General features: G+C 62.8%; 19 protein-coding genes. 9 read left to right on the top strand and 10 right to left on the bottom strand.

The genetic code is table 11. The annotated features are described in order from the left end of the window. The first annotated feature begins 203 nt into the window (after nucleotides 1-203). Entirely contained in the window at nucleotides 204-1,598 is a 1,395-nt protein-coding gene (gene sthA / locus ACNFIC_RS18330; protein ID WP_138220138.1) for a Si-specific NAD(P)(+) transhydrogenase, read from the top strand. A gap of 48 nt (nucleotides 1,599-1,646) precedes the next feature. Here sthA and ACNFIC_RS18325 read toward each other — a convergent pair whose 3' ends face one another. Together ACNFIC_RS18325 and ACNFIC_RS18320 are read right to left on the bottom strand one after the other, a co-directional pair. After that, the gene (locus ACNFIC_RS18325) at nucleotides 1,647-2,363 is read right to left on the bottom strand and encodes a glycerophosphodiester phosphodiesterase (RefSeq protein ID WP_138220137.1); all 717 of its coding nucleotides are present in this window, start codon (nucleotides 2,361-2,363) and stop codon (nucleotides 1,647-1,649) included. Nucleotides 2,364-2,393: 30 nt separating this feature from the next. Continuing rightward, a complete protein-coding gene (locus ACNFIC_RS18320) occupies nucleotides 2,394-2,978 on the bottom strand; it encodes a PilZ domain-containing protein (protein ID WP_416781576.1) in 585 nt (194 codons plus the stop codon). Between the two features lie 93 nt (nucleotides 2,979-3,071). Here ACNFIC_RS18320 and ACNFIC_RS18315 point away from each other — a divergent pair, with 93 nt between their 5' ends. The 3 genes from ACNFIC_RS18315 to ACNFIC_RS18305 all read left to right on the top strand — a co-directional run bounded on the left by ACNFIC_RS18315 (nucleotide 3,072) and on the right by ACNFIC_RS18305 (nucleotide 6,320). Next, nucleotides 3,072-4,322 (top strand): lipoprotein-releasing ABC transporter permease subunit, encoded by a 1,251-nt coding sequence (locus tag ACNFIC_RS18315; RefSeq protein ID WP_416781575.1) that lies wholly within the window; start codon nucleotides 3,072-3,074, stop codon nucleotides 4,320-4,322. Nucleotides 4,323-4,329: 7 nt separating this feature from the next. Then, on the top strand, nucleotides 4,330-5,013 hold the full coding sequence (lolD, locus tag ACNFIC_RS18310; RefSeq protein WP_171030965.1) for a lipoprotein-releasing ABC transporter ATP-binding protein LolD: 684 nt from the start codon (nucleotides 4,330-4,332) through the stop codon (nucleotides 5,011-5,013). Between the two features lie 62 nt (nucleotides 5,014-5,075). Beyond that, nucleotides 5,076-6,320: a lipoprotein-releasing ABC transporter permease subunit gene (locus ACNFIC_RS18305; RefSeq protein ID WP_138220133.1), complete on the top strand. Its 1,245-nt coding sequence runs from the start codon at nucleotides 5,076-5,078 to the stop codon at nucleotides 6,318-6,320. A 73-nt stretch (nucleotides 6,321-6,393) separates the two neighbouring features. On the opposite strand, the gene ACNFIC_RS18300 is transcribed toward ACNFIC_RS18305, so the two are convergent. Next, complete coding sequence (locus ACNFIC_RS18300) at nucleotides 6,394-7,728, bottom strand: heavy metal sensor histidine kinase (protein ID WP_416781683.1); 1,335 nt, start codon at nucleotides 7,726-7,728, stop codon at nucleotides 6,394-6,396. After that, nucleotides 7,725-8,405 (bottom strand): heavy metal response regulator transcription factor, encoded by a 681-nt coding sequence (locus ACNFIC_RS18295; protein ID WP_138220132.1) that lies wholly within the window; start codon nucleotides 8,403-8,405, stop codon nucleotides 7,725-7,727. Before ACNFIC_RS18295 ends, ACNFIC_RS18300 begins: the two co-directional genes overlap by 4 nt. Before the next feature lie 164 nt (nucleotides 8,406-8,569). Here ACNFIC_RS18295 and ACNFIC_RS18290 point away from each other — a divergent pair, with 164 nt between their 5' ends. Then, on the top strand, nucleotides 8,570-9,082 hold the full coding sequence (locus ACNFIC_RS18290; RefSeq protein ID WP_138220131.1) for a cupredoxin domain-containing protein: 513 nt from the start codon (nucleotides 8,570-8,572) through the stop codon (nucleotides 9,080-9,082). A 68-nt stretch (nucleotides 9,083-9,150) separates the two neighbouring features. Further along, entirely contained in the window at nucleotides 9,151-9,981 is an 831-nt protein-coding gene (gene queF, locus ACNFIC_RS18285) for an NADPH-dependent 7-cyano-7-deazaguanine reductase QueF (RefSeq protein ID WP_138220130.1), read from the top strand. Between the two features lie 44 nt (nucleotides 9,982-10,025). Here the strand turns inward: queF and ACNFIC_RS18280 are convergent, their stop codons facing one another. Both ACNFIC_RS18280 and ACNFIC_RS18275 read right to left on the bottom strand, forming a co-directional pair. Next, on the bottom strand, nucleotides 10,026-10,289 hold the full coding sequence (locus ACNFIC_RS18280; protein WP_138220129.1) for a DUF4404 family protein: 264 nt from the start codon (nucleotides 10,287-10,289) through the stop codon (nucleotides 10,026-10,028). Between the two features lie 125 nt (nucleotides 10,290-10,414). After that, complete coding sequence (locus tag ACNFIC_RS18275; RefSeq protein ID WP_416781574.1) at nucleotides 10,415-10,942, bottom strand: phosphonoacetaldehyde phosphonohydrolase-related protein; 528 nt, start codon at nucleotides 10,940-10,942, stop codon at nucleotides 10,415-10,417. 188 nt (nucleotides 10,943-11,130) lie between these two features. Here ACNFIC_RS18275 and ACNFIC_RS18270 point away from each other — a divergent pair, with 188 nt between their 5' ends. Beyond that, nucleotides 11,131-11,838 (top strand): VacJ family lipoprotein, encoded by a 708-nt coding sequence (locus ACNFIC_RS18270; RefSeq protein WP_138220127.1) that lies wholly within the window; start codon nucleotides 11,131-11,133, stop codon nucleotides 11,836-11,838. A 115-nt stretch (nucleotides 11,839-11,953) separates the two neighbouring features. On the opposite strand, the gene ACNFIC_RS18265 is transcribed toward ACNFIC_RS18270, so the two are convergent. Beyond that, entirely contained in the window at nucleotides 11,954-12,247 is a 294-nt protein-coding gene (locus ACNFIC_RS18265) for a PilZ domain-containing protein (RefSeq protein WP_138220126.1), read from the bottom strand. Nucleotides 12,248-12,517: 270 nt separating this feature from the next. Here ACNFIC_RS18265 and rssB point away from each other — a divergent pair, with 270 nt between their 5' ends. Both rssB and rssC read left to right on the top strand, forming a co-directional pair. Next, entirely contained in the window at nucleotides 12,518-13,702 is a 1,185-nt protein-coding gene (gene rssB, locus ACNFIC_RS18260; RefSeq protein WP_416781682.1) for a two-component system response regulator RssB, read from the top strand. After that, nucleotides 13,699-14,181 carry an anti-sigma factor antagonist RssC gene (rssC, locus tag ACNFIC_RS18255; protein WP_138220125.1) on the top strand — a complete coding sequence of 161 codons (483 nt, stop codon included), beginning with the start codon at nucleotides 13,699-13,701 and terminating at the stop codon, nucleotides 14,179-14,181. Before rssB ends, rssC begins: the two co-directional genes overlap by 4 nt. Before the next feature lie 110 nt (nucleotides 14,182-14,291). Here the strand turns inward: rssC and ACNFIC_RS18250 are convergent, their stop codons facing one another. From ACNFIC_RS18250 to dusA, 3 genes are all read right to left on the bottom strand, one after another. Further along, nucleotides 14,292-16,154, bottom strand: a complete 1,863-nt coding sequence (locus ACNFIC_RS18250; protein ID WP_416781573.1) for an alkaline phosphatase D family protein — start codon at nucleotides 16,152-16,154, stop codon at nucleotides 14,292-14,294. Between the two features lie 173 nt (nucleotides 16,155-16,327). Beyond that, entirely contained in the window at nucleotides 16,328-17,254 is a 927-nt protein-coding gene (tal, locus tag ACNFIC_RS18245; RefSeq protein ID WP_138220123.1) for a transaldolase, read from the bottom strand. Nucleotides 17,255-17,403: 149 nt separating this feature from the next. Continuing rightward, nucleotides 17,404-18,414 carry a tRNA dihydrouridine(20/20a) synthase DusA gene (gene dusA, locus ACNFIC_RS18240; protein WP_416781572.1) on the bottom strand — a complete coding sequence of 337 codons (1,011 nt, stop codon included), beginning with the start codon at nucleotides 18,412-18,414 and terminating at the stop codon, nucleotides 17,404-17,406. Between the last annotated feature and the right edge of the window lie 310 nt (nucleotides 18,415-18,724).

The raw sequence follows: 18,724 nt of genomic DNA, 5'->3' as shown, positions 1-18,724 counted from the left end.
GGCAACCCACGGATGATCGCCGCCAGGGAATCGGTGGAACCATATGTAGTGCAGGCAACATTGGCCTACGACGCGACCAAGGGTTAATGTGCGCGGCGTTCACGCTTGATTAGACTGCACCCGAATTTTTTCATGGCGCCCCGGCGGCATGATCGCGCACCGCGAGCCACCGTGACTCGCGGGCCAGTTCTGAAGGAGTACGCATGGCTGTCTATAACTACGACGTAGTGGTGCTGGGTTCCGGCCCGGCCGGAGAAGGCGCGGCAATGAACGCCGCCAAAGCAGGGCGCAAGGTGGCGATGGTCGACAGCCGTCGCCAGGTCGGCGGCAACTGCACCCACCTTGGCACCATTCCGTCCAAGGCGCTGCGTCACTCCGTGCGGCAGATCATGCAGTTCAACACCAATCCGATGTTCCGAGCCATCGGCGAGCCGCGCTGGTTCTCCTTCCCGGACGTGCTCAAGAGCGCCGAGAAGGTGATCAGCAAGCAGGTTGCCTCGCGGACCGGTTACTACGCCCGCAACCGCGTCGATGTGTTCGTTGGCACTGGCAGCTTCGCCGACGAGCAGACCGTCGAAGTGGTCTGCTCCAACGGGGTGGTGGAAAAGCTCAATGCCAAGCACATCATCATCGCGACCGGTTCGCGCCCTTACCGCCCGGCCGACATCGACTTCAACCACCCGCGTGTCTATGACAGCGACACCATCCTCAGCCTGAGCCACACCCCGCGCAAGCTGATTGTCTACGGCGCTGGAGTGATCGGTTGCGAATACGCCTCGATCTTCAGTGGCCTGGGCGTGTTGGTGGAACTGGTGGACAACCGTGGCCAGTTGCTGAGCTTCCTGGACTCGGAAATTTCCCAGGCCCTGAGCTATCACTTCAGCAACAACAACATCACCGTTCGCCACAACGAAGATTACGAGCGGGTCGAAGGCCTGGACAATGGCGTGATCTTGCACCTGAAATCGGGCAAGAAGATCAAGGCCGACGCCTTGCTGTGGTGCAACGGCCGTACCGGAAATACCGACAAGCTGGGTCTGGAGAACATCGGCATCAAGGTCAACAGCCGTGGCCAGATCGAAGTGGACGAGGCCTACCGTACCAGCGTGCCGAACATCTACGGTGCCGGCGATGTGATCGGCTGGCCGAGCCTGGCCAGTGCTGCCCACGACCAGGGCCGTTCGGCGGCCGGCAGCATCGTCGACAACGGCAGCTGGCGCTTCGTCGATGACGTGCCGACGGGGATCTACACCATCCCGGAAATCAGCTCGATCGGCAAGAACGAGCAGGAGCTGACCCAGGCCAAAGTGCCGTACGAAGTCGGCAAGGCGTTCTTCAAGAGCATGGCCCGGGCGCAGATCGCCGGCGAGCCGCAAGGCATGCTGAAGATTCTGTTCCACCGCGAGACCTTGCAGATCCTCGGCGTGCACTGCTTCGGCTACCAGGCATCGGAGATCGTGCACATTGGTCAGGCGATCATGAATCAGCCGGGCGAGCTGAATAACCTGAAGTACTTCGTCAACACCACCTTCAACTACCCGACCATGGCCGAAGCCTATCGGGTAGCTGCCTATGACGGTCTGAACCGGCTTTTTTGAGCGGCTCCGGCCGGTGGCCTGAGCCGGTCGGGGAGACCGATTTCAGCCCTACCCGAGGGTGGTCTTGGCCAAACCGGGAAAGTCTGTAATCAGGCTGTCCACGCCAAAATCAGCGAGCCGGCGCATCAGTGCCGGTTCGTTGACCGTCCACACCGACACGTGCAACCCCTGTTTCTGTGCCTTGATCAGGCGTTCGGGGGTACACAGCGTCCAGTTCAGTGCCAGCATTTCGCACTGATAGTTCTGCGCGACCTTCAGTGGGTCGAGCCAGGCGTATTCAGCCACCAGTCCACGTTTCACATCCGGCACCAGTTCGAGCGCGGCACCCAGCACCTCGCGGGAGCTGGAGGTGATGGTGATCTTGTCGAGCAGGCCATGCTGCTGGGCCAGTTCACGAATCGCCAGCACTGTGCTGGCCGCGCGTGTGCGTGAGGCGCTCTTGACTTCCAGTTGCCAGTGCTCGAAGGGGCATTTTTCGAACAGTTCTTCCAGCCGTGGAATCGGGCAGGGTTGGACATGCCCCGGCCCGCCTTTGCGCGCGTCATAGCTGGCCAGGTCGGCGGCGGTGTGCTCGACCACCTTGCCGCGTCGTCCGGTGGTGCGCTTGAGGGTCGGGTCGTGGATCACCATCAGCTCGTTGTCGGCTGACAGGTGCAGGTCCAGTTCGCAGCGGGTCACGCCATGGGCGAGGCACTGGCGGAAGCTGGTCAGGGTGTTCTCGGGGGCTTCGCCCTTGGCGCCGCGGTGGCCGTAGATCAGGGTCACGTTCGTTCCTTCAAGTTCAGGTAATGAGGCTCAGGGGGCCGGGTCGTTCTGTTCCAGGGCCTGGCGTCGCTGTTGCTGCTGGCGCTGGAGGATGTAGCGGGCCAGCAACTGGCGCTGGGCGTCGGTCATGTCGATGAATTCGGTGCCCACCTCGAAACGTCCGTCGGCGCGCGCGTCGCAGTGCGTGACCTTGCCGCGCAGCAACAGGCCGTGTGCCCGAGGCATCAGTACCATCTTTACTTTGACTCGGGTGCCGGGGGCGATCGAGCGCGTCTGGGCGAATTCGATGCCACCTTCGGAGATGATCACCGGCACCGGTGCGCCGATCTCGCCGATCAGCGTGTGGGCCACTACCGAGCTGAGCAGGTCGAGGCGTTTGTTCTGAGCGCGCAGGAAGGCGGCCAGGGTGCGGTCTTTTTCGCTCAGCTGGCGCAACAGGTGCTGCGATTCGAAGTCCGACAGGTGCAGCTCGCTGAGCAGGTTGAACAGCGGGGAATCATCCTGCAACAGTTCTGTTTCAAGGGCTTCGGCCGCGCTCAGAGGGCTGATTTGAAGTGCGATCCGATCTTCGATGCGGTAGTATTCGCGGCGATCTTCTTCGTCTAATGTCGTCATGGCGAACCCTAGGTTACGGCGGTGGTCCGAGTGTAAAGCCGCCGTAAGCGCCTCGCCACAAGGACGTTCCCTTTCATCCGAACAAGCCCCGACATGTTCAGACCTCTTTTCGTATTCATTGGTACGCGTTACACCCGTGCCAAGCGTCGCAACCATTTCGTATCGTTCATTTCGCTCACCTCGATGATCGGCCTCGCCTTGGGCGTGGTGGTGATGATCGTGGTGCTGTCGGTGATGAACGGCTTCGACCACGAACTGCGTACCCGCGTGCTGGGCATGGTCCCTCACGCCACGTTGGAGACCGGCCAGCCGATCGACGACTGGCAATCCCTTGCCTCTCAAGTAAAGCAGAATCAGCAGGTGCTGGCGGTGGCGCCGTTCACCCAGATGCAGGGCCTGCTCACGCACGATGGCAAGGTGCAGAAGGTGCTGCTCAATGGTGTCGATCCTGTACGTGAGCGCGATGTGTCGATCATCGACAACTTCGTGCTCAAGGGCGGGCTCGAGGCGCTGGCGCCGGGCGAGTGGGGCATCATGATTGGCGACAAGGCGGCGCAGAAGCTGGGCGTGACCGTGGGCGACAAACTGACCTTCATCGCCCCCGAGGTGAGCGTCACTCCGGCCGGGATCTTCCCGCGCATGAAGCGCTTTACCGTGGTCGGTCTGTTCCATGTCGGGGCCGGTGAAATCGATGGCTTCCTGGGCTTGACCAATATCTCCGACCTGTCCCGCCTGCACCGCTGGAAGCCCGACCAGGTGCAGGGCCTGCGCCTGAAGTTCGAGGACCTGTTCGAAGCCCCGCGTGTGGCCTATGCGATCGCCCAGCAGTTGGGCGAGCAGCAGTTCTACCCACGTGACTGGACCCGCACCCAAGGCAACTTGTACCAGGCCATTCGCATGGAAAAATCCATGATCGCCCTGTTGCTGCTGATGATCGTGGCCGTTGCCGCGTTCAACATCATTTCCACCCTGGTCATGGTGGTCAACGACAAGCGTGGCGACATCGCCATCCTGCGCACCCTGGGTGCGACTCCGCGGCAGATCATGGCCATCTTCATGGTTCAGGGCACGGTGATCGGCGTGGTCGGCACGGCCATCGGCGCGGTGCTGGGCATTCTCGGCGCACTGAACGTCAGCGCCGCGATTGCCGGTATCGAGACCCTGATCGGGCACAAGTTCCTCAATGCCGATGTGTACTTCATCGATTACCTGCCGTCGCAGCTTCAGGCCCAGGACGTGTACATGATCTGTGGGGCGGCATTTGCCCTGAGTTTCTTCGCAACCCTCTACCCGGCCTGGCGCGCTTCGCGCACCCAGCCTGCGGAGGCGCTACGTTATGAGTGAGTCGCGCATGAGTGATAAAGCCGTGTTGAGCTGCCGCAACCTGGGCAAGAGCTACGACGAAGGCCCGGAGTCGGTGCAGGTGCTGTCTGGCCTGAACCTTGAGCTGCATCCCGGTGAGCGGGTCGCTATCGTCGGCAGTTCGGGGTCGGGCAAAAGCACCTTGCTCAACCTGCTGGGCGGGCTGGACACCCCGAGTACCGGCAGTGTCTGGCTGGCCGGTGAAGAGCTGTCGGCGCTGGGCGAACGTGCCCGTGGCCTGCTGCGCAACCGAGCGTTGGGCTTCGTCTACCAGTTCCACCACTTGTTGCCTGAGTTCACCGCCCTGGAGAACGCCTGCATGCCGCTGCTGATCGGCAAGACGTCGATCAGCGAGGCGCGCGAACGTGCCGAGGGACTGCTCAAGCGTGTGGGGCTCGGGCACCGCTTGCACCATAAACCAGCCGAGCTGTCGGGCGGTGAGCGCCAGCGCGTGGCCATCGCCCGTGCCCTGGTCAATCGTCCGGGCCTGGTGATGCTCGACGAACCCACCGGCAACCTTGACCATCACACCGCCCAGGGCATCCAGGAACTGATGCAGGAACTGTCGAATCGTTCGCAGACCGCTTTCCTGGTGGTGACCCACGACCTCAACCTGGCGCGCCAGATGGACCGCGTGCTGCGCCTGGAAGACGGTCGCCTGATCGCGATCTGAGCCGCTTGCGCGGGGTGCGCTGAGCGCGCCCCGTTTCACTATTTCATTGGGTGTTCCTGTTCATGTTCAGACCCTTGCCCTTGTTCATCGGTGCTCGCTACACCCGTGCCAGGCGCCGCAACCACTTCATCTCGTTCATCTCCTTGACCTCGATGATCGGCCTGTCGCTCGGCGTCGTGGCGATGATCACGGTGCTGTCGGTGATGAACGGCTTCCAGCGCGAGATGAGTTCACGGGTGCTGGGGTTGGTGCCGCACGCTGCGATCCTCGGCGTGCAGCCGCTGGATGACTGGCGCAAGGTGGCTGCCGCCGCCGAGGCCAATCCGGCGGTGATCGCCACCGCGCCCATCACCGAAATGGAAGGCATGCTTTCCTACAGGGGGGCGATGCAGCCGATCCAGGTGGCTGGCATCGATCCCAGCGAAGAGCCCAAGGTGTCCATCGTCGCTCAGCACATCGTCCAGGGCAGCCTGCAGAACCTGGTGGCAGGCGAGTACGGGGTGGTGATCGGCGAGTTGACTGCACGGCGCTTTCGCTTGAATACCGGCGACAAGCTGACCCTGATCGTACCCGAACTCAGCAGCGAGCCGGGCGGCATCACCCCGCGCATGCAGCGCCTTACGGTGGCGGGCATCTTCAAGGTCGGTGCGGAACTCGATGGCTCGCAAGCCTACATCCATATCGCCGATGCCGCGGCGATGCAGCGCTGGGCAGCGGGCCAGGTGCAAGGTGTGCGCCTGAAGCTACAGGACCTGTACGCCGCGCCACAGGTGTCCAAGGCGATTGCCGCTGGGTTGGGCGAGGGCTACCGCGCCGATGACTGGTCGCATACCCAAGGCAGCCTGTTCAGCGCGATGAAAATGGAAAAAACCATGATCGGCCTGTTGCTGCTGATGATCATCGCGGTCGCCGCGTTCAACATCATCGCCACCTTGGTGATGGTAGTGAACGACAAGGGCGCGGACATTGCGATCCTGCGTACCCTCGGTGCCACGCCGGCGCAGATCATGGGCACGTTCATGGTACAAGGCAGTCTGATCGGCATTGTCGGTACGTTGATCGGTGGAGTGCTGGGGGTGCTGTTGGCAATCAATGTGAGCGAGGTGGTCGGCTGGCTGGAGCGGGTCAGTGGCCGGCACATCTTTACCTCCGACCTCTACTTCATCAGCAGCTTGCCGTCGGACCTGCAAGTGGGCGATGTACTGCTGATTTGCACGGCCGGTCTGATCATGAGCTTCCTGGCGACGATTTACCCCGCCTACCGTGCTTCGCAGATCGAGCCGGCGATGGCGTTGCGTTACGAGTAACCCGCTCACGTCCCTGTAGGCGCGGGCTTGCCGGAATATTGGAGCACGGCGAAGGGCTGCAAAGCAGCCCTGGTCATACGGCTCCAGGTAGTTCGATCACGAACCGCGTCCACCCGTGTGCACACGTCGCGCGAATGCTCCCTCCGTGCGCCTGCACGATCGAGCGGGTGATCGCCAGCCCCAATCCTGCATGCTCGCTGTTGCTCACCTGGCGCGACGGGTCTACCCGGTAGAAACGGTCGAACAGGCGCTCCAGCAGCGCAGGCTCGATGGCCGGCCCGATGTTGGCTACGCAGATGCGCACCCCATCGTCCAGTGTCACGCGGATCTCGCCACCCTCGGGGGTGAAACGCAGGGCATTGTCCAGCAGGTTGGACAGCGCGCGGCGCAGCATATGACGGTCGCCTTGCACGTGCGCCGTACCTTCGCGGCGCAGCCGCACCGCGGCCTCCTCTGCCAGCGGCGCGTAGAACTCCAACAGCGCATCGGCCTCGCTCGCCAGGTCCAGCGGCTGGCGGGTAGGGGTGAGCAGTCCGTGGTCGGCCTTGGCCAGGTAGAGCATGTCGTTGACCAGTTGCGCCATCCATTGCAGCTCTTCGAGGTTACTGTGCAGGGCTTCGCGGTAATCTTCCAGGCTGCGCGGGCGAGTGAGGGTGACCTGGGTGTGGGTGAGCAGGTTGGACAACGGTGTACGCAGCTCATGGGCGATATCGGCGCTGAACGCCGATAGGCGCTGGAAGGCGTCGTCCAGGCGTTGCAGCATGGCATTCACCGTGCCTGCCAATGCCGCGAGTTCTTCGGGCATTTGTGCCTGCGGCAGGCGTGTGGTCAGCGAGCGGGCGTTGACGCTGGCCGCTACCTTGCCCATCTGGCGCAGCGGCTTGAGTCCGCGACGTGCGGCCCAGGCCCCGAGCAAGGCGGTGGCCAGGGCAGACAGCCCGACTGTCAGCCAGATCAGGCGCTGCATGCCCTGTAAGAAATGCTGGTGATGGGTGATGTCGAGCAACAAGGTCAACTGCGGTATGCCGGGTTGGCTCAGGCTGCGGTAGTCGGTGTCGAGCGCATGCAGCGTGGCAAGGCCCGTGGGGTTGGGCGCGTCGGGCAGGCCGGGGCGGCTGGCGAACCATAGCGTGCCATCGCTGCCGCGCACTTGCAGCGCCAGGTCGGACTGATGGCTCAGCTCGCCCAGCACTGCTGGCAGGCGGGCGGACAACTGCGATGGGGTGTGGACACCGTCGAGCAGGCTGCGCATCACTGACAGGCGTGCACTGAGCAACTGTTGATCGAGTTCGATGAAGTGTTGGGCGCTGGCATGGCTGAACAGCAAGCCGGCACCCAGCGACACCGTGGCGGTGCAGGCTGCGAACAACAGGGCCAGGCGGCTGGCGAGCGACAGGCGCGGCATCAGTCCTGGCGCTCTTCGAGGACATAGCCCATGCCGCGTACGGTGTGGATGAGCTTGAGCGGGTGCGGATCGTCGATCTTGAGGCGTAGGCGGCGGATAGCCACTTCGATCACATTGGTGTCGCTGTCGAAGTTCATGTCCCACACCTGCGAGGCAATCAGCGACTTGGGCAGCACCTCGCCCTGACGGCGCAGCAGCAGTTCGAGCAAGGCGAATTCCTTGGCGGTCAGGTCGATGCGCGTGCCGTTGCGTTCGGCACGGCGGCGGATCAGGTCCAGGCGCAGGTCTGCCAGGCTCAGGCAACTGTCCTGGGTGTTGCTGGCGCCGCGCCGTAGCAAGGTGCGTACCCGGGCCAGCAACTCGGCGAAGGCAAAGGGTTTGACCAAGTAGTCGTCGGCGCCCAGCTCCAGGCCGTGGACGCGGTCTTCGATGGCGTCGCGGGCAGTGAGAAATAGCACCGGGGTGCCTCGTCCGGCCTGGCGCACGGCTTGCAGGATCTGCCAGCCGTCGCGCCCTGGCAGCATCACATCGAGTATCAGCAAGTCATGGTCGCCGGTCAGCGCCAGGTGCTGGCCGGTGTCGCCGTCGGCGGCAAGTTCGATGGCAAAACCTGCTTCGCTCAGGCCTTGGGCAAGGTACTGGCCGGTCTTGGCCTGGTCTTCGACGATCAGTAGTTTCATCAGGGCTCCAACGGTGCCAGCCTGCGCGAGCGCATCGTGCCAGGGATGATACGCGACGATCTGCCTGCTCAGCCAAGCTGACAACGTTGTAATCTACCTGTCAGCCAGTTGCCAGCCAGCCCCCGTGAAAATGGCGGTATTCCCTGCATGATTCGGAGCCTGCGATGAAACACCTGTTCTTCACTACCGCCCTCGCGCTGGTCAGCCTGCCGAGCCTGGCCGACACCTTCGCCTTCGGCGAGCCTGCGCCTGCGGCCAAGGCTACCCGCACCGTCGAGGTGGTGCTCAAGGATATCGCCTTCGAGCCCAAGGCGCTGACGGTGAAGGCGGGTGAAACCGTACGCTTCGTGCTGATCAACCAAGGCCAGTTGCCGCATGAGTTCAACCTGGGTGACAAGGCCATGCATGCCGAACATCAGAAAGAGATGCTGGCCATGCAGGGCAAAGTGTTCAGTGCTGGTATGAACCATGAGGGCATGGACCACGGCACTATGGACCATGGCCAGATGAAAGCGGGCGATGGGCATGCTCATGGTGCTGGCAATACCGTGCTGGTGCAGCCCGGCCAGCGTGCAGAGCTGACCTGGACCTTCCGCAAGTCCGCGCCCATCGAGTTCGCCTGCAATGTGCCCGGACATTACCAAGCCGGCATGGTCGGGCCACTGAGCATCGAGTGAGCAGCGCTCCAAGGCGGGGCGCAAAACCGGTAGACTAGGGGTTATTTCGAACCTTCAGGTCAGTTTCCATGCATCCCGCCGCCGAACATTCCCCGCTGGGCAAGTCCAGCGAATACATCGCTACCTACTCCCCCGAACTGCTGTTCCCCATCCCGCGCCTGGCCAAGTGGGCGGAATTGGGTGTCAGCGGTGATGCGCTGCCGTGGCAGGGTGTGGATTTCTGGAACTGCTTCGAGCTGTCTTGGCTGTTGCCCTCGGGTAAGCCCGTGGTGGCCATCGGTGAGTTCGCCATTCCCTGCGATTCGCCGAATATCATCGAGTCGAAGTCGTTCAAGCTCTACCTCAATTCGCTGAACCAGACGGTGTTCGCCACCGTCGACGCGCTCCAGGCATGCCTTGTCGAAGATCTGTCCAAGGCGGCGGGCAAGGCGGTGGCGGTCAAGCTCAGCAGCCTGGCCGAGGTCCAGGCCCAGGGTGTAACGGCCTTGCCCGGCCTGTGCATCGATGCGTTGGATGTGAGCATCAGCAACTATACCCACCCGCAACCGGAGCTACTGCGCTGTGCTCCCGATCGGCTGGTGGAGGAAACCGTTCACAGCCACCTGCTCAAGTCCAACTGCCCGGTCACCGGCCAACCGGACTGGGGCAGCGTGGTGGTCGAGTACAAGGGACGGGCACTTGAGCATGCTAGCTTGCTGACCTACCTGATCAGCTTCCGCCAGCATGCCGATTTTCACGAGCAGTGCGTCGAGCGCATCTACCTGGACTTGAAGAACCTGCTGCAACCGGAGCACCTGACGGTGTATGCGCGGTATGTGCGCCGCGGTGGCTTGGACATCAACCCGTACCGCAGCACCGCGCCGATCAGTCCGCAGAACCTGCGTCTGGTGCGTCAGTAAATAGAAGGGTGGGGGCGCGTGCGGCCCCCTGTGAGGTCGGTAGGTCAGATCCCCATGCTGTGCAGCGAGTTGGCGATGCTGCGCAAGGTGGCGGTGAGGTCGGGGTGATCGGCCTCGAAGCGTTCGATGGCCAGGTTGACGCCATCCACCAGGTTGTTATCTGGCGTGGCTTCTTCGAGCTTGAGCTGGGCCTCTATCTGCCGGGCTTCTTCGTGCAGGCTGGCCAGCTCCGCGTCCGTCAGCGGCACGTTGCGGTCCAGTTGCTCGCGCAGGCTGTTGAGGCGTTCTTGCAGTTCGCGGGCAGGCATTTGTTCTTACTCCATCAATGGCTTGGCAAGGCATGGACCTCAGCGAAGCGGTAAAGGTTCTTGCCTGTCTTGTAGCGTAATCCACCTGCCGCGGCTTTGCATGACCGGTATCAATGCCCCCTGTATCAGGGTTTTTCGCCTTTGTGCCAACGTAGGGCGATGTCCGCCAGGCAACTGTCGAGTGCCTCCAGATGGTCGATAACCGAATGCACACCGAGGCTGTACAGCGCCAGGGTGGCTTTGCCGCGCGCAAGCTCCTGTGCCTGTGCCGTCATGGCTTGCGCTGGGGTGCAGGCCGCCAGGCCCACCGTCCACAGCCCGGCATTCAGGGCTGATTGCAACAGCAAAGGATCGCCACTGACCAGTACACTGCCTGCCACGCGTGGGCTGCCCAGGGTCATCAGCGCGTGCCAGCAGGCATTCGGGGCGGGCCCGGCAGGGGCGCTTTGGCCGGGCAACCAGTCGGGCAGTACTCGGGCCAGGCGTTTGCCTTGGGCCGGGCTGAGGTCGTCGAGCCATATGCAGGGCACCTGGCGCGCGCGCAGGCTGGCCAGCGATGCCAAGGGGCCGGGCAGCGGGTTGCCATGCGTGGCGTGGACCAAGCAGCCGCGCAGGCTGAATAACACAGCGGTGAAGGCGGGTGCGTCGTGCATGGTCACTTCCCTGAAATACATCCCAGGCTAGCCAGGGATTGTGACTGGGCGATGACGCAACGGTCGTTCACAAAATGTTGAGCAACGCTGTGGGAAGCTATCAAACGGCGAGCAAGCCATTATACTGGCGGCTTGACCTGCAGTAGCGAAAGGCCGCTGCACACGTGAATCCCGATGGAGAGACATCTATGCGTAGGATCGGCGCCGGCGTGATCGATCGAATCACCCAGGCCTGTGTCTGCGCCAGCCTGCTGCTGGCCCCGATGACCGCGACCCAGGCGGCCACTGAAGACGACCCTTGGGAGGCGGTGAACCGTCCGATCTTCAGGTTCAACGATACCGTGGACACCTATGCCCTCAAGCCGTTGGCCCAAGGCTACCAGGCTGTCACACCGCAGTTTCTCGAAGATGGCATCCACAACATCTTCCGCAACCTCGGCGATGTCACCAACCTCGCCAACGACGTGTTGCAACTCAAGCCACGCGCGGCAGGTATCGACACCGCGCGGCTGATCGTCAACACCACGTTCGGCCTGGGCGGTTTCTTCGATGTGGGCACCAAGATGGGCCTGCAGCGCAATGACGAGGACTTCGGCCAGACCCTCGGTTACTGGGGCGTGCCCAGTGGCCCTTACGTGGTCATTCCGCTGCTCGGGCCAAGCACCGTGCGTGACGGCCTGGCCAAGTACCCAGACAGCTACACCGAACCCTACCGCTACATCGATCACGTGCCTACGCGCAACTCGATCTTCGCCCTGGACGTGATCGACACGCGTGCCAGCCTGCTCTCGGCCGAGAAGCTGATGCAGGGTGACAAGTACATCTTCATCCGCAACGCCTACTTGCAGAACCGCGAGTTCAAGGTCAAGGATGGCGAGGTCGAAGACGACTTCTAAGCGTTGCGCTCATGCACAGGGGCCTGTCGGTTAAGTCTTTGTTGCTGTAGTTGGGGTCGCGCAGCGGCCCCATTGGCTTAACAGGCTGGCACTAACCCTTTCGTCTGCGTGGCGCTCAGTGCATCGCCAGGATGCGCAGGCCGAACTTCTGCGCACCGTCCGGCTGATCGGCGATCCACACCACCTCGGTGCTGGCGTGCAGGCCGCTCAAGGCCTGGATGTCGGAGCTGATGTGCACATCGAGCTGATCACCCACCTGAAAGCGCTGTGGTGCACTGACCTGCATGCCGCTGCTTGAGAGGTCGATGCAGGTGGCGCTGATCACCTGGCCGGCATGCACCAGGTTGATCTCGGTATCGATGCGCATGCGGATGAAATCGCGCTTTTCGCTGTAGTCACGTTGGGACATGCCGGTATCCTTTCCTCAGGTCGCGCTGGTCGGCTTTGTTATAACGCTGTGTGATTTGCCCTGTAAAGTGCAGGGAAGTCTACCTTCTCGTGCTTGAAACGCCAGGCGGATGGGAGTACCGTCAGCGCCTTACAGGGCACCTCCCTATTTGCCGGACCCGTCTTCATGTCCTACAACTCAAATAGAGAGTGGCTAGAGAGCATTTCCAGTAGCCGTCTGTCGGCCCGCCCGCAGTCGCTACGCCAACCAAATCTGGCGCCGTTCGCCCACATGCAGAAAACCAGTGCAACGCTGCTGATTATCGATGACGACGACGTGGTACGTGCCAGCCTCGCCGCCTATCTGGAAGACAGCGGCTTCAGCGTCCTCCAGGCCGGCAATGGCCAGCAGGGGCTCCAGGTCTTCGAAGAACACCAGCCCGACCTCGTGATCTGCGATCTGCGCATGCCGCAGATGGGTGGCCTCGAATTGATCCGTCGCATCAGCGAGCGCGCGCCGCAGTTGCCGGTGATCGTGGTGTCGGGTGCCGGGGTCATGAGCGACGCGGTCGAGGCCTTGCGCCTGGGCGCTGCCGATTACCTGATCAAACCCCTGGAAGACCTGGCGGTGCTCGAGCATTCGGTACGGCGTGCCTTGGATCGCTCGCACCTGGTCCTGGAAAACCAGCGCTACCGCGACAAGCTCGAGGCGGCCAACCGCGAACTCGAAGCCAGCCTGCACCTGCTACAGGAAGACCAGAACGCCGGGCGCCAGGTGCAAATGAACATGCTCCCGGAGAGCCCGTGGGTGGCCGGGGAGTTCGCCTTCGAGCACCAGATCATCCCGTCGCTGTATCTGTCGGGTGATTTTGCCGATTACTTCCGGGTCGATGAGCGGCGCATCGCCTTTTACCTGGCGGACGTATCCGGGCATGGCGCGTCGTCGGCATTCGTCACCGTGCTGCTCAAGTTCATGACCACGCGGCTGTTGTTCGAATTCAAGCGCAGCGGCAAGATGCGCGACTTCAAGCCCTCGGAAGTGCTCGGGCACATCAACCGTGGGCTGATCAACTGCAAGCTGGGCAAGCATGTGACCATGGTCGGCGGCGTCATCGACGAAGACACCGGCCTGCTCACCTATAGTGTTGGTGGCCACTTGCCATTGCCGGTGCTGTATACCCCGAACGGCATGCGCTACCTTGAAGGTCGTGGCCTGCCGGTGGGGTTGTTCGATGAGGCCAGTTATCAGGATCAGGTGCTGGAGCTGCCGCCGCAGTTCAGCCTTACCCTGATGTCTGATGGCATCTTGGACCTTTTGCCGGGGCCCACACTCAAAGATAAGGAAGCTGCCTTGCCGGAGATCGTCAAGGCGGCGGGGGGTAGCCTGGAGGGGCTGCGCCAACGATTCGAATTGGCTACGCTTGGGGAGATGCCGGATGATATCGCCCTATTGGTGTTGAGCAGGAACCTTGAATGACTACCGGTAGAATCCAGTTCGCCGAACAGAGCGGCACCTTCGTTCTGAAATTTGTCGGTGAAGTGCGCCTGACCCTGTGCTCGGCGCTGGATGCGACGATCGAGAAAATCTTCACAGCGCTGAACTTCTCGGCCATCGTCATCGATCTGACCGAGACCGAAAGCATCGACAGCACTACCTTGGGCCTGCTGGCGAAGCTGTCGATCCTGTCGCGGCAGAAAGTCGGCTTGTTGCCAACCGTGGTGACCACCAACCCGGACATCTCGCGCCTGCTGCAATCGATGGGCTTCGATCAGGTGTTCAACATCGTCGATCGCCCTGTGCCTTGCCCCGAGTGCCTGACCGACTTGCCGTCGCAGGACCAGGACGAGAGCGTGGTGCGCTCCAAGGTGCTGGAGGCGCACAAGATCCTCATGGGCTTGAACGACTCCAACCGCGAAGCCTTCCATGACCTGGTCAGCGCGCTAGAACGCTCCTGATTTAATCCCTGTGCTGGTTGCCTGCTCCCAGGCACCGCATAGCCTGTGGGAGCGGCGGTTCGGCGCCCCGATTTACCCGCGAAGCAGCCAGCACGCTATCAAGCGTCTACTCACGCCCGTCTGACGAATTCCGTCGCCGGTTCTCCATCGGCATTGAGCTGCAACACCCGCTCCGGTCGTCCCTGCGCATCGAAGAACACTTGCCCCAACCCTGCGCTGTTCCATAACCGCTCGCCCGCCTTGCTGTGGCTGGGGACGCGCGGGACCACCTCCATTTGCCGGCGCTGGGTGAACCAGTTGAGCGGCGAGCGCGGCGAGTAGAGCCAGCGGTTGAGGCGGTCCAGCACATCCAGCAGGCGCCGTGGAAATTCGTTCTTGATGCCGCTGCTGGTCACCTGCCACAGGTGCGGGCTGTGCTGGCGGTGGCGGATCAGCACTTCGTAGACGAACGAATAGTGCACATCGCCCGACAGCACAACATAGTGCCCCGGTGTACGCGAGTGGCGGAATATGTTCAGCACCACCTGGGCGGCGCCGCGGTGGGCCATCCAGTTCTCGGCGTCCACCAGCAGCGGGTAGCCCAGCGCACTGAACACCCGCTGCACCGCCTCAATCAACTTGACCCCGAAAATCGGCGCCGGTGACACGATGATCGCCGAAGGGTGGTCGAGCAGAGCCTGTTGCAGCTCGCACAGCGCCTCCCAATCCAGCAGCCCGGAGGGCTTGTCCAGGCTGCGCTCGCTACGCCAGCGGCGAGTGCGGGTGTCCAGCACCAATAGCGGCGGATTGCTTGGCAGTTGGTACTGCCAGCCCTGAAAGCGCAGCAGTTCGCCGATCAGGGCATCCTGGGCGTTGCCCTGTTGCAGGTCGTGGCACTGCCCGATCAGTGGGGCGCAGGCGTCAGGATCGTTGCCCCACCCTTGGCACAGCAGATACCCCAACAGCGCATTGCCGATGATCCGCCGTGAGAACGGATGGCCGTAGGCGGTCTGCTCCCACTGTGCCGACAGGTTCCAGTCGTCGGTGATGTCGTGGTCGTCGAAAATCATCAGGCAGGGCAGGTGGGCCATCGCTCGGGCCACCTGGCCGAGGCCGTCGCGAAACGCCTCGATCAGCGGCAGCTCGCGTAGGTAGCGGGCTTGGTGCTCGGCTGCGAGCCCAGCAGGCATGTCCATGTCCACCAATGTCCACGGCAGCGGCGACCATGCCAGCAGGTACATGGCCATGACCTCGGCGAACGTCACCAAATGATTGTCGGCGTTGCTGGACGAGAAGATCGGCTTGCGCTTGCCACCGAAGAAGCGCTCGCGCAGCGACGCGTTGGCCTCTTGTGCCGGCAGCAGGTCGGGGCGGCGGTAATAGCAGGCCGGGTGGCGGTACAGCGCCTTGGCACTGTCCACCAGGGCGCCGTCCAACGCCTCGTCGAACAAGCCCAGGCGCGCGATCAGGGTGTGGATGGCCCGCAGCATGGGGCCGGCGACATCGTCGGCGTAGACCTGATCGCCGGTCATCAGCAACACCGCAGGCCGCTCTGCTGGCAATGGGTTGGCCGCCAGCAGGCGGTCGGCGCAGAGCAGCCCGTCCGCTACCGGGTGGTGTGGCTTGCGGCAGGAGCCGTGGAGCAACTGGTCCATCTGTGTGCGCAGCACCAGGTTGGGCCGGCTGGCGCCTGGGTAAAGCAGGTGCGGCGCCCAGTCGGCGATACTCTGGCCATTGCCCAGGAGCACGTCGTAGCTCAGCGCCACATCGCAGGGCAGTGGGTGGTCGAAGCGGATGTCCAGCAAGTGCACGAAGGCTTGCTCGCCCACGGCGATGGTGTCGCAAGAAAGGCGCGGCGTGATGCCGGGGCAGTCGAGCCAAAACGCGGGCTGCAAGGGCTGCGAGCCAACCAGCCAGATTGCTAGGCGCTGGGGTTCGAGGCGGCGCAGGACCGGGCCTGCGAGGACGAGGGGGAGTGGGGCGGCAGGGGACATCTAAGGCTCGGCTTGGGGGAAGGTCGAAAGCGTTATCGCGGGGCAGGCCCGCATTCACAGCGGTTGAGCCGTAGGGGCGGGTGTGCCCCGCGATCCGCGTTACTCGCCACCCCAACGAAAAACGGGCGAAGAATGCTCGGCATTCCCCACCCGTCGATCAACCGGAATATGTTTCAGGCCTTGTCAGCCATCAGATTCTCCAGTTTTTCCTGGTCGCGCGCGAATTGGCGGATACCTTCGGCCAGTTTCTCGGTGCCCATGGCATCCTCGTTCATCGCCCAGCGGAACTGGCTCTCGCTCAGGTGCTGCTTGGCTTCGCCAGTATTGCCTGGCTTGAGGATACGCGGCAGCTCGCCCTGATCGTCGGACAGTTGTTGCAGCAGCTCAGGGCTGATGGTCAGGCGGTCGCAGCCGGCCAGTTGCTCGATCTGGCCGATGTTGCGGAAACTCGCGCCCATGACCACGGTGTCGTAACCGTTGGTCTTGTAGTAGTCGTAGATGCGGGTCACCGACTGCACGCCCGGATCCTCGGCGCCGACATACTCTTTGCCGGTGCTTTTCTTGTACCAGTCGTAGATGCGCCCTACGAACGGCGAGATCAGGAACACCCCGGCATCGGCGCAGGCCTGGGCCTGGGCGAAGGAGAACAGCAGGGTCAGGTTGGTCTGGATGCCTTGCTTTTCGAGTTTCTCGGCGGCGCGGATGCCTTCCCAGGTGGAGGCCAGCTTGATCAGTACGCGATCGCGCTGTATGCCCGCCGCTTCGTACAGCGCAATCAGCTGTTGGGCCTTTTTCAGCAGCGCCGGCTCATCGAACGACAACCGGGCATCCACTTCGGTGGAGATACGCCCTGGAATCACCTTGAGAATGCCCGCCCCCACGGCCACCGCGAACTTGTCGCAGGCCAGGTCGATATTGCCCTTGGCATCGCTTTTGACCTGCTTGAGCAAATCGGCGTAACCGGGGATGGCGGCAGCCTTGAGCAGCAGCGACGGGTTGGTGGTGGCGTCCACCGGCTTGAGCCGGGTGATGGCGTCCAGGTCCCCGGTGTCGGCGACCACGGTGGTGAACTGTTTGAGTTGTTCCAGCTTGGAGGTCATGGGCGTGCTCTGTCCTGTGCAATGGCTCGACATTACCCGAGCCCCGGCGGCCACTCAAGGGCCGGCCTGGTGCCGGGTTGCGCAGCCGCCCCGGACGCCGGGGCCACTGCACGACAAGCCTTCGAGTCGCAACCCTGGCGCAGGTTCCCTCAGCGCCCTTGCAGCAGCTCGGCGGCCTGGTCCAGCACCGCCAGCGGCGCGTCGGTCTTGTGAATGTCGGCCGAGAGCAACTGGCGGAATTTGCGCGCGCCCGGGAAGCCTTGGCCAAGGCCCAGGATATGCCGGGTGATGTGATGGATCGCGCCCCCGCTCTGCATGTGCGCAACGATATACGGACGCAGTTTTTCCATCGCTTCGCTGCGGCTCACCACCGGCGCCTGGCTGCCGAACAGCTGCTGGTCCACCTGCGCCAGCAGGTACGGGTTGTGGTACGCCTCGCGCCCCAGCATCACCCCGTCGAAGGTTTGCAGGTGGGTGTGGCATTCTTCGAGGGTCTTGATCCCGCCGTTGAGCACCAGTTCCAGCGCCGGGAAATCGGCCTTGAGCTGCGCGGCTATGTCGTAGCGCAGCGGCGGAATCTCGCGGTTTTCCTTGGGCGACAACCCTTCGAGGATGGCGATGCGCGCATGCACGGTGAAGCTGCGGCACCCCGCGTCGCGCACCTGACCGACGAAATCGCACAGCTCGGCATAGCTGTCGCGGCCATTGATGCCGATGCGGTGCTTGACCGTCACCGGAATGCTCACCGCATCCTGCATGGCCTTGACGCAATCGGCCACCAGCGCCGGATGGCCCATCAGGCAAGCGCCGATCATGTTGTTCTGCACCCGGTCACTGGGGCAGCCGACATTGAGGTTGACCTCGTCATAGCCCGCCTGCTCGGCCAGCTTGGCGCAGGCCGCCAGGTCCGCCGGCACACTGCCGCCCAGTTGCAGGGCCAGCGGGTGCTCGGATATGTCGTGACGCAGGAAACGGTTGGCGTCGTTGTGCAGCAGGGCACCGGTGGTGACCATTTCGGTGTAGAGCAGGGCGTTTTTTGAGAGCAGGCGCAGGAAGAAGCGACAATGACGATCGGTCCAGTCCATCATAGGTGCAACGGAAAACCTCCTGACTACGTTATCGCCGAAGTTCTTGGGGTTTTCTGCCTGGATCGGTTGCATTTCGAGTCTCTCGTTGGGTGCTGCTGGCTGCTGATTTTGCGTATGTGTCGAGGGTGTTGCTACAAATCAGCAGCGCGGGTGGTCGTGTAGCACAGCCATGAATACGATGGCCCGGCTCCCGCACATGAGGTCGGTTGAGCCAGGCCATGAAAAGGGCAGTAGTTTATCAGGAAAGGCACCTGCCGGCTCACGTGTGCCAGTTCGAACCGCGCTCCCTGTCGCGCAGAGAACTGATCCTGCAGGTGCGCGCACACCCTGTGGGAGCGGGCTTTCCCGCGAATCAGGCGGCGCGGTGGGTGGCACCGGCTTT

Source organism: Pseudomonas sp. NY15463 (assembly GCF_048068415.1).
Classification (GTDB): Bacteria; Pseudomonadota; Gammaproteobacteria; order Pseudomonadales; family Pseudomonadaceae; genus Aquipseudomonas; species Aquipseudomonas mosselii_C.
This window is presented reverse-complemented; position numbering and strand designations above follow the sequence as displayed.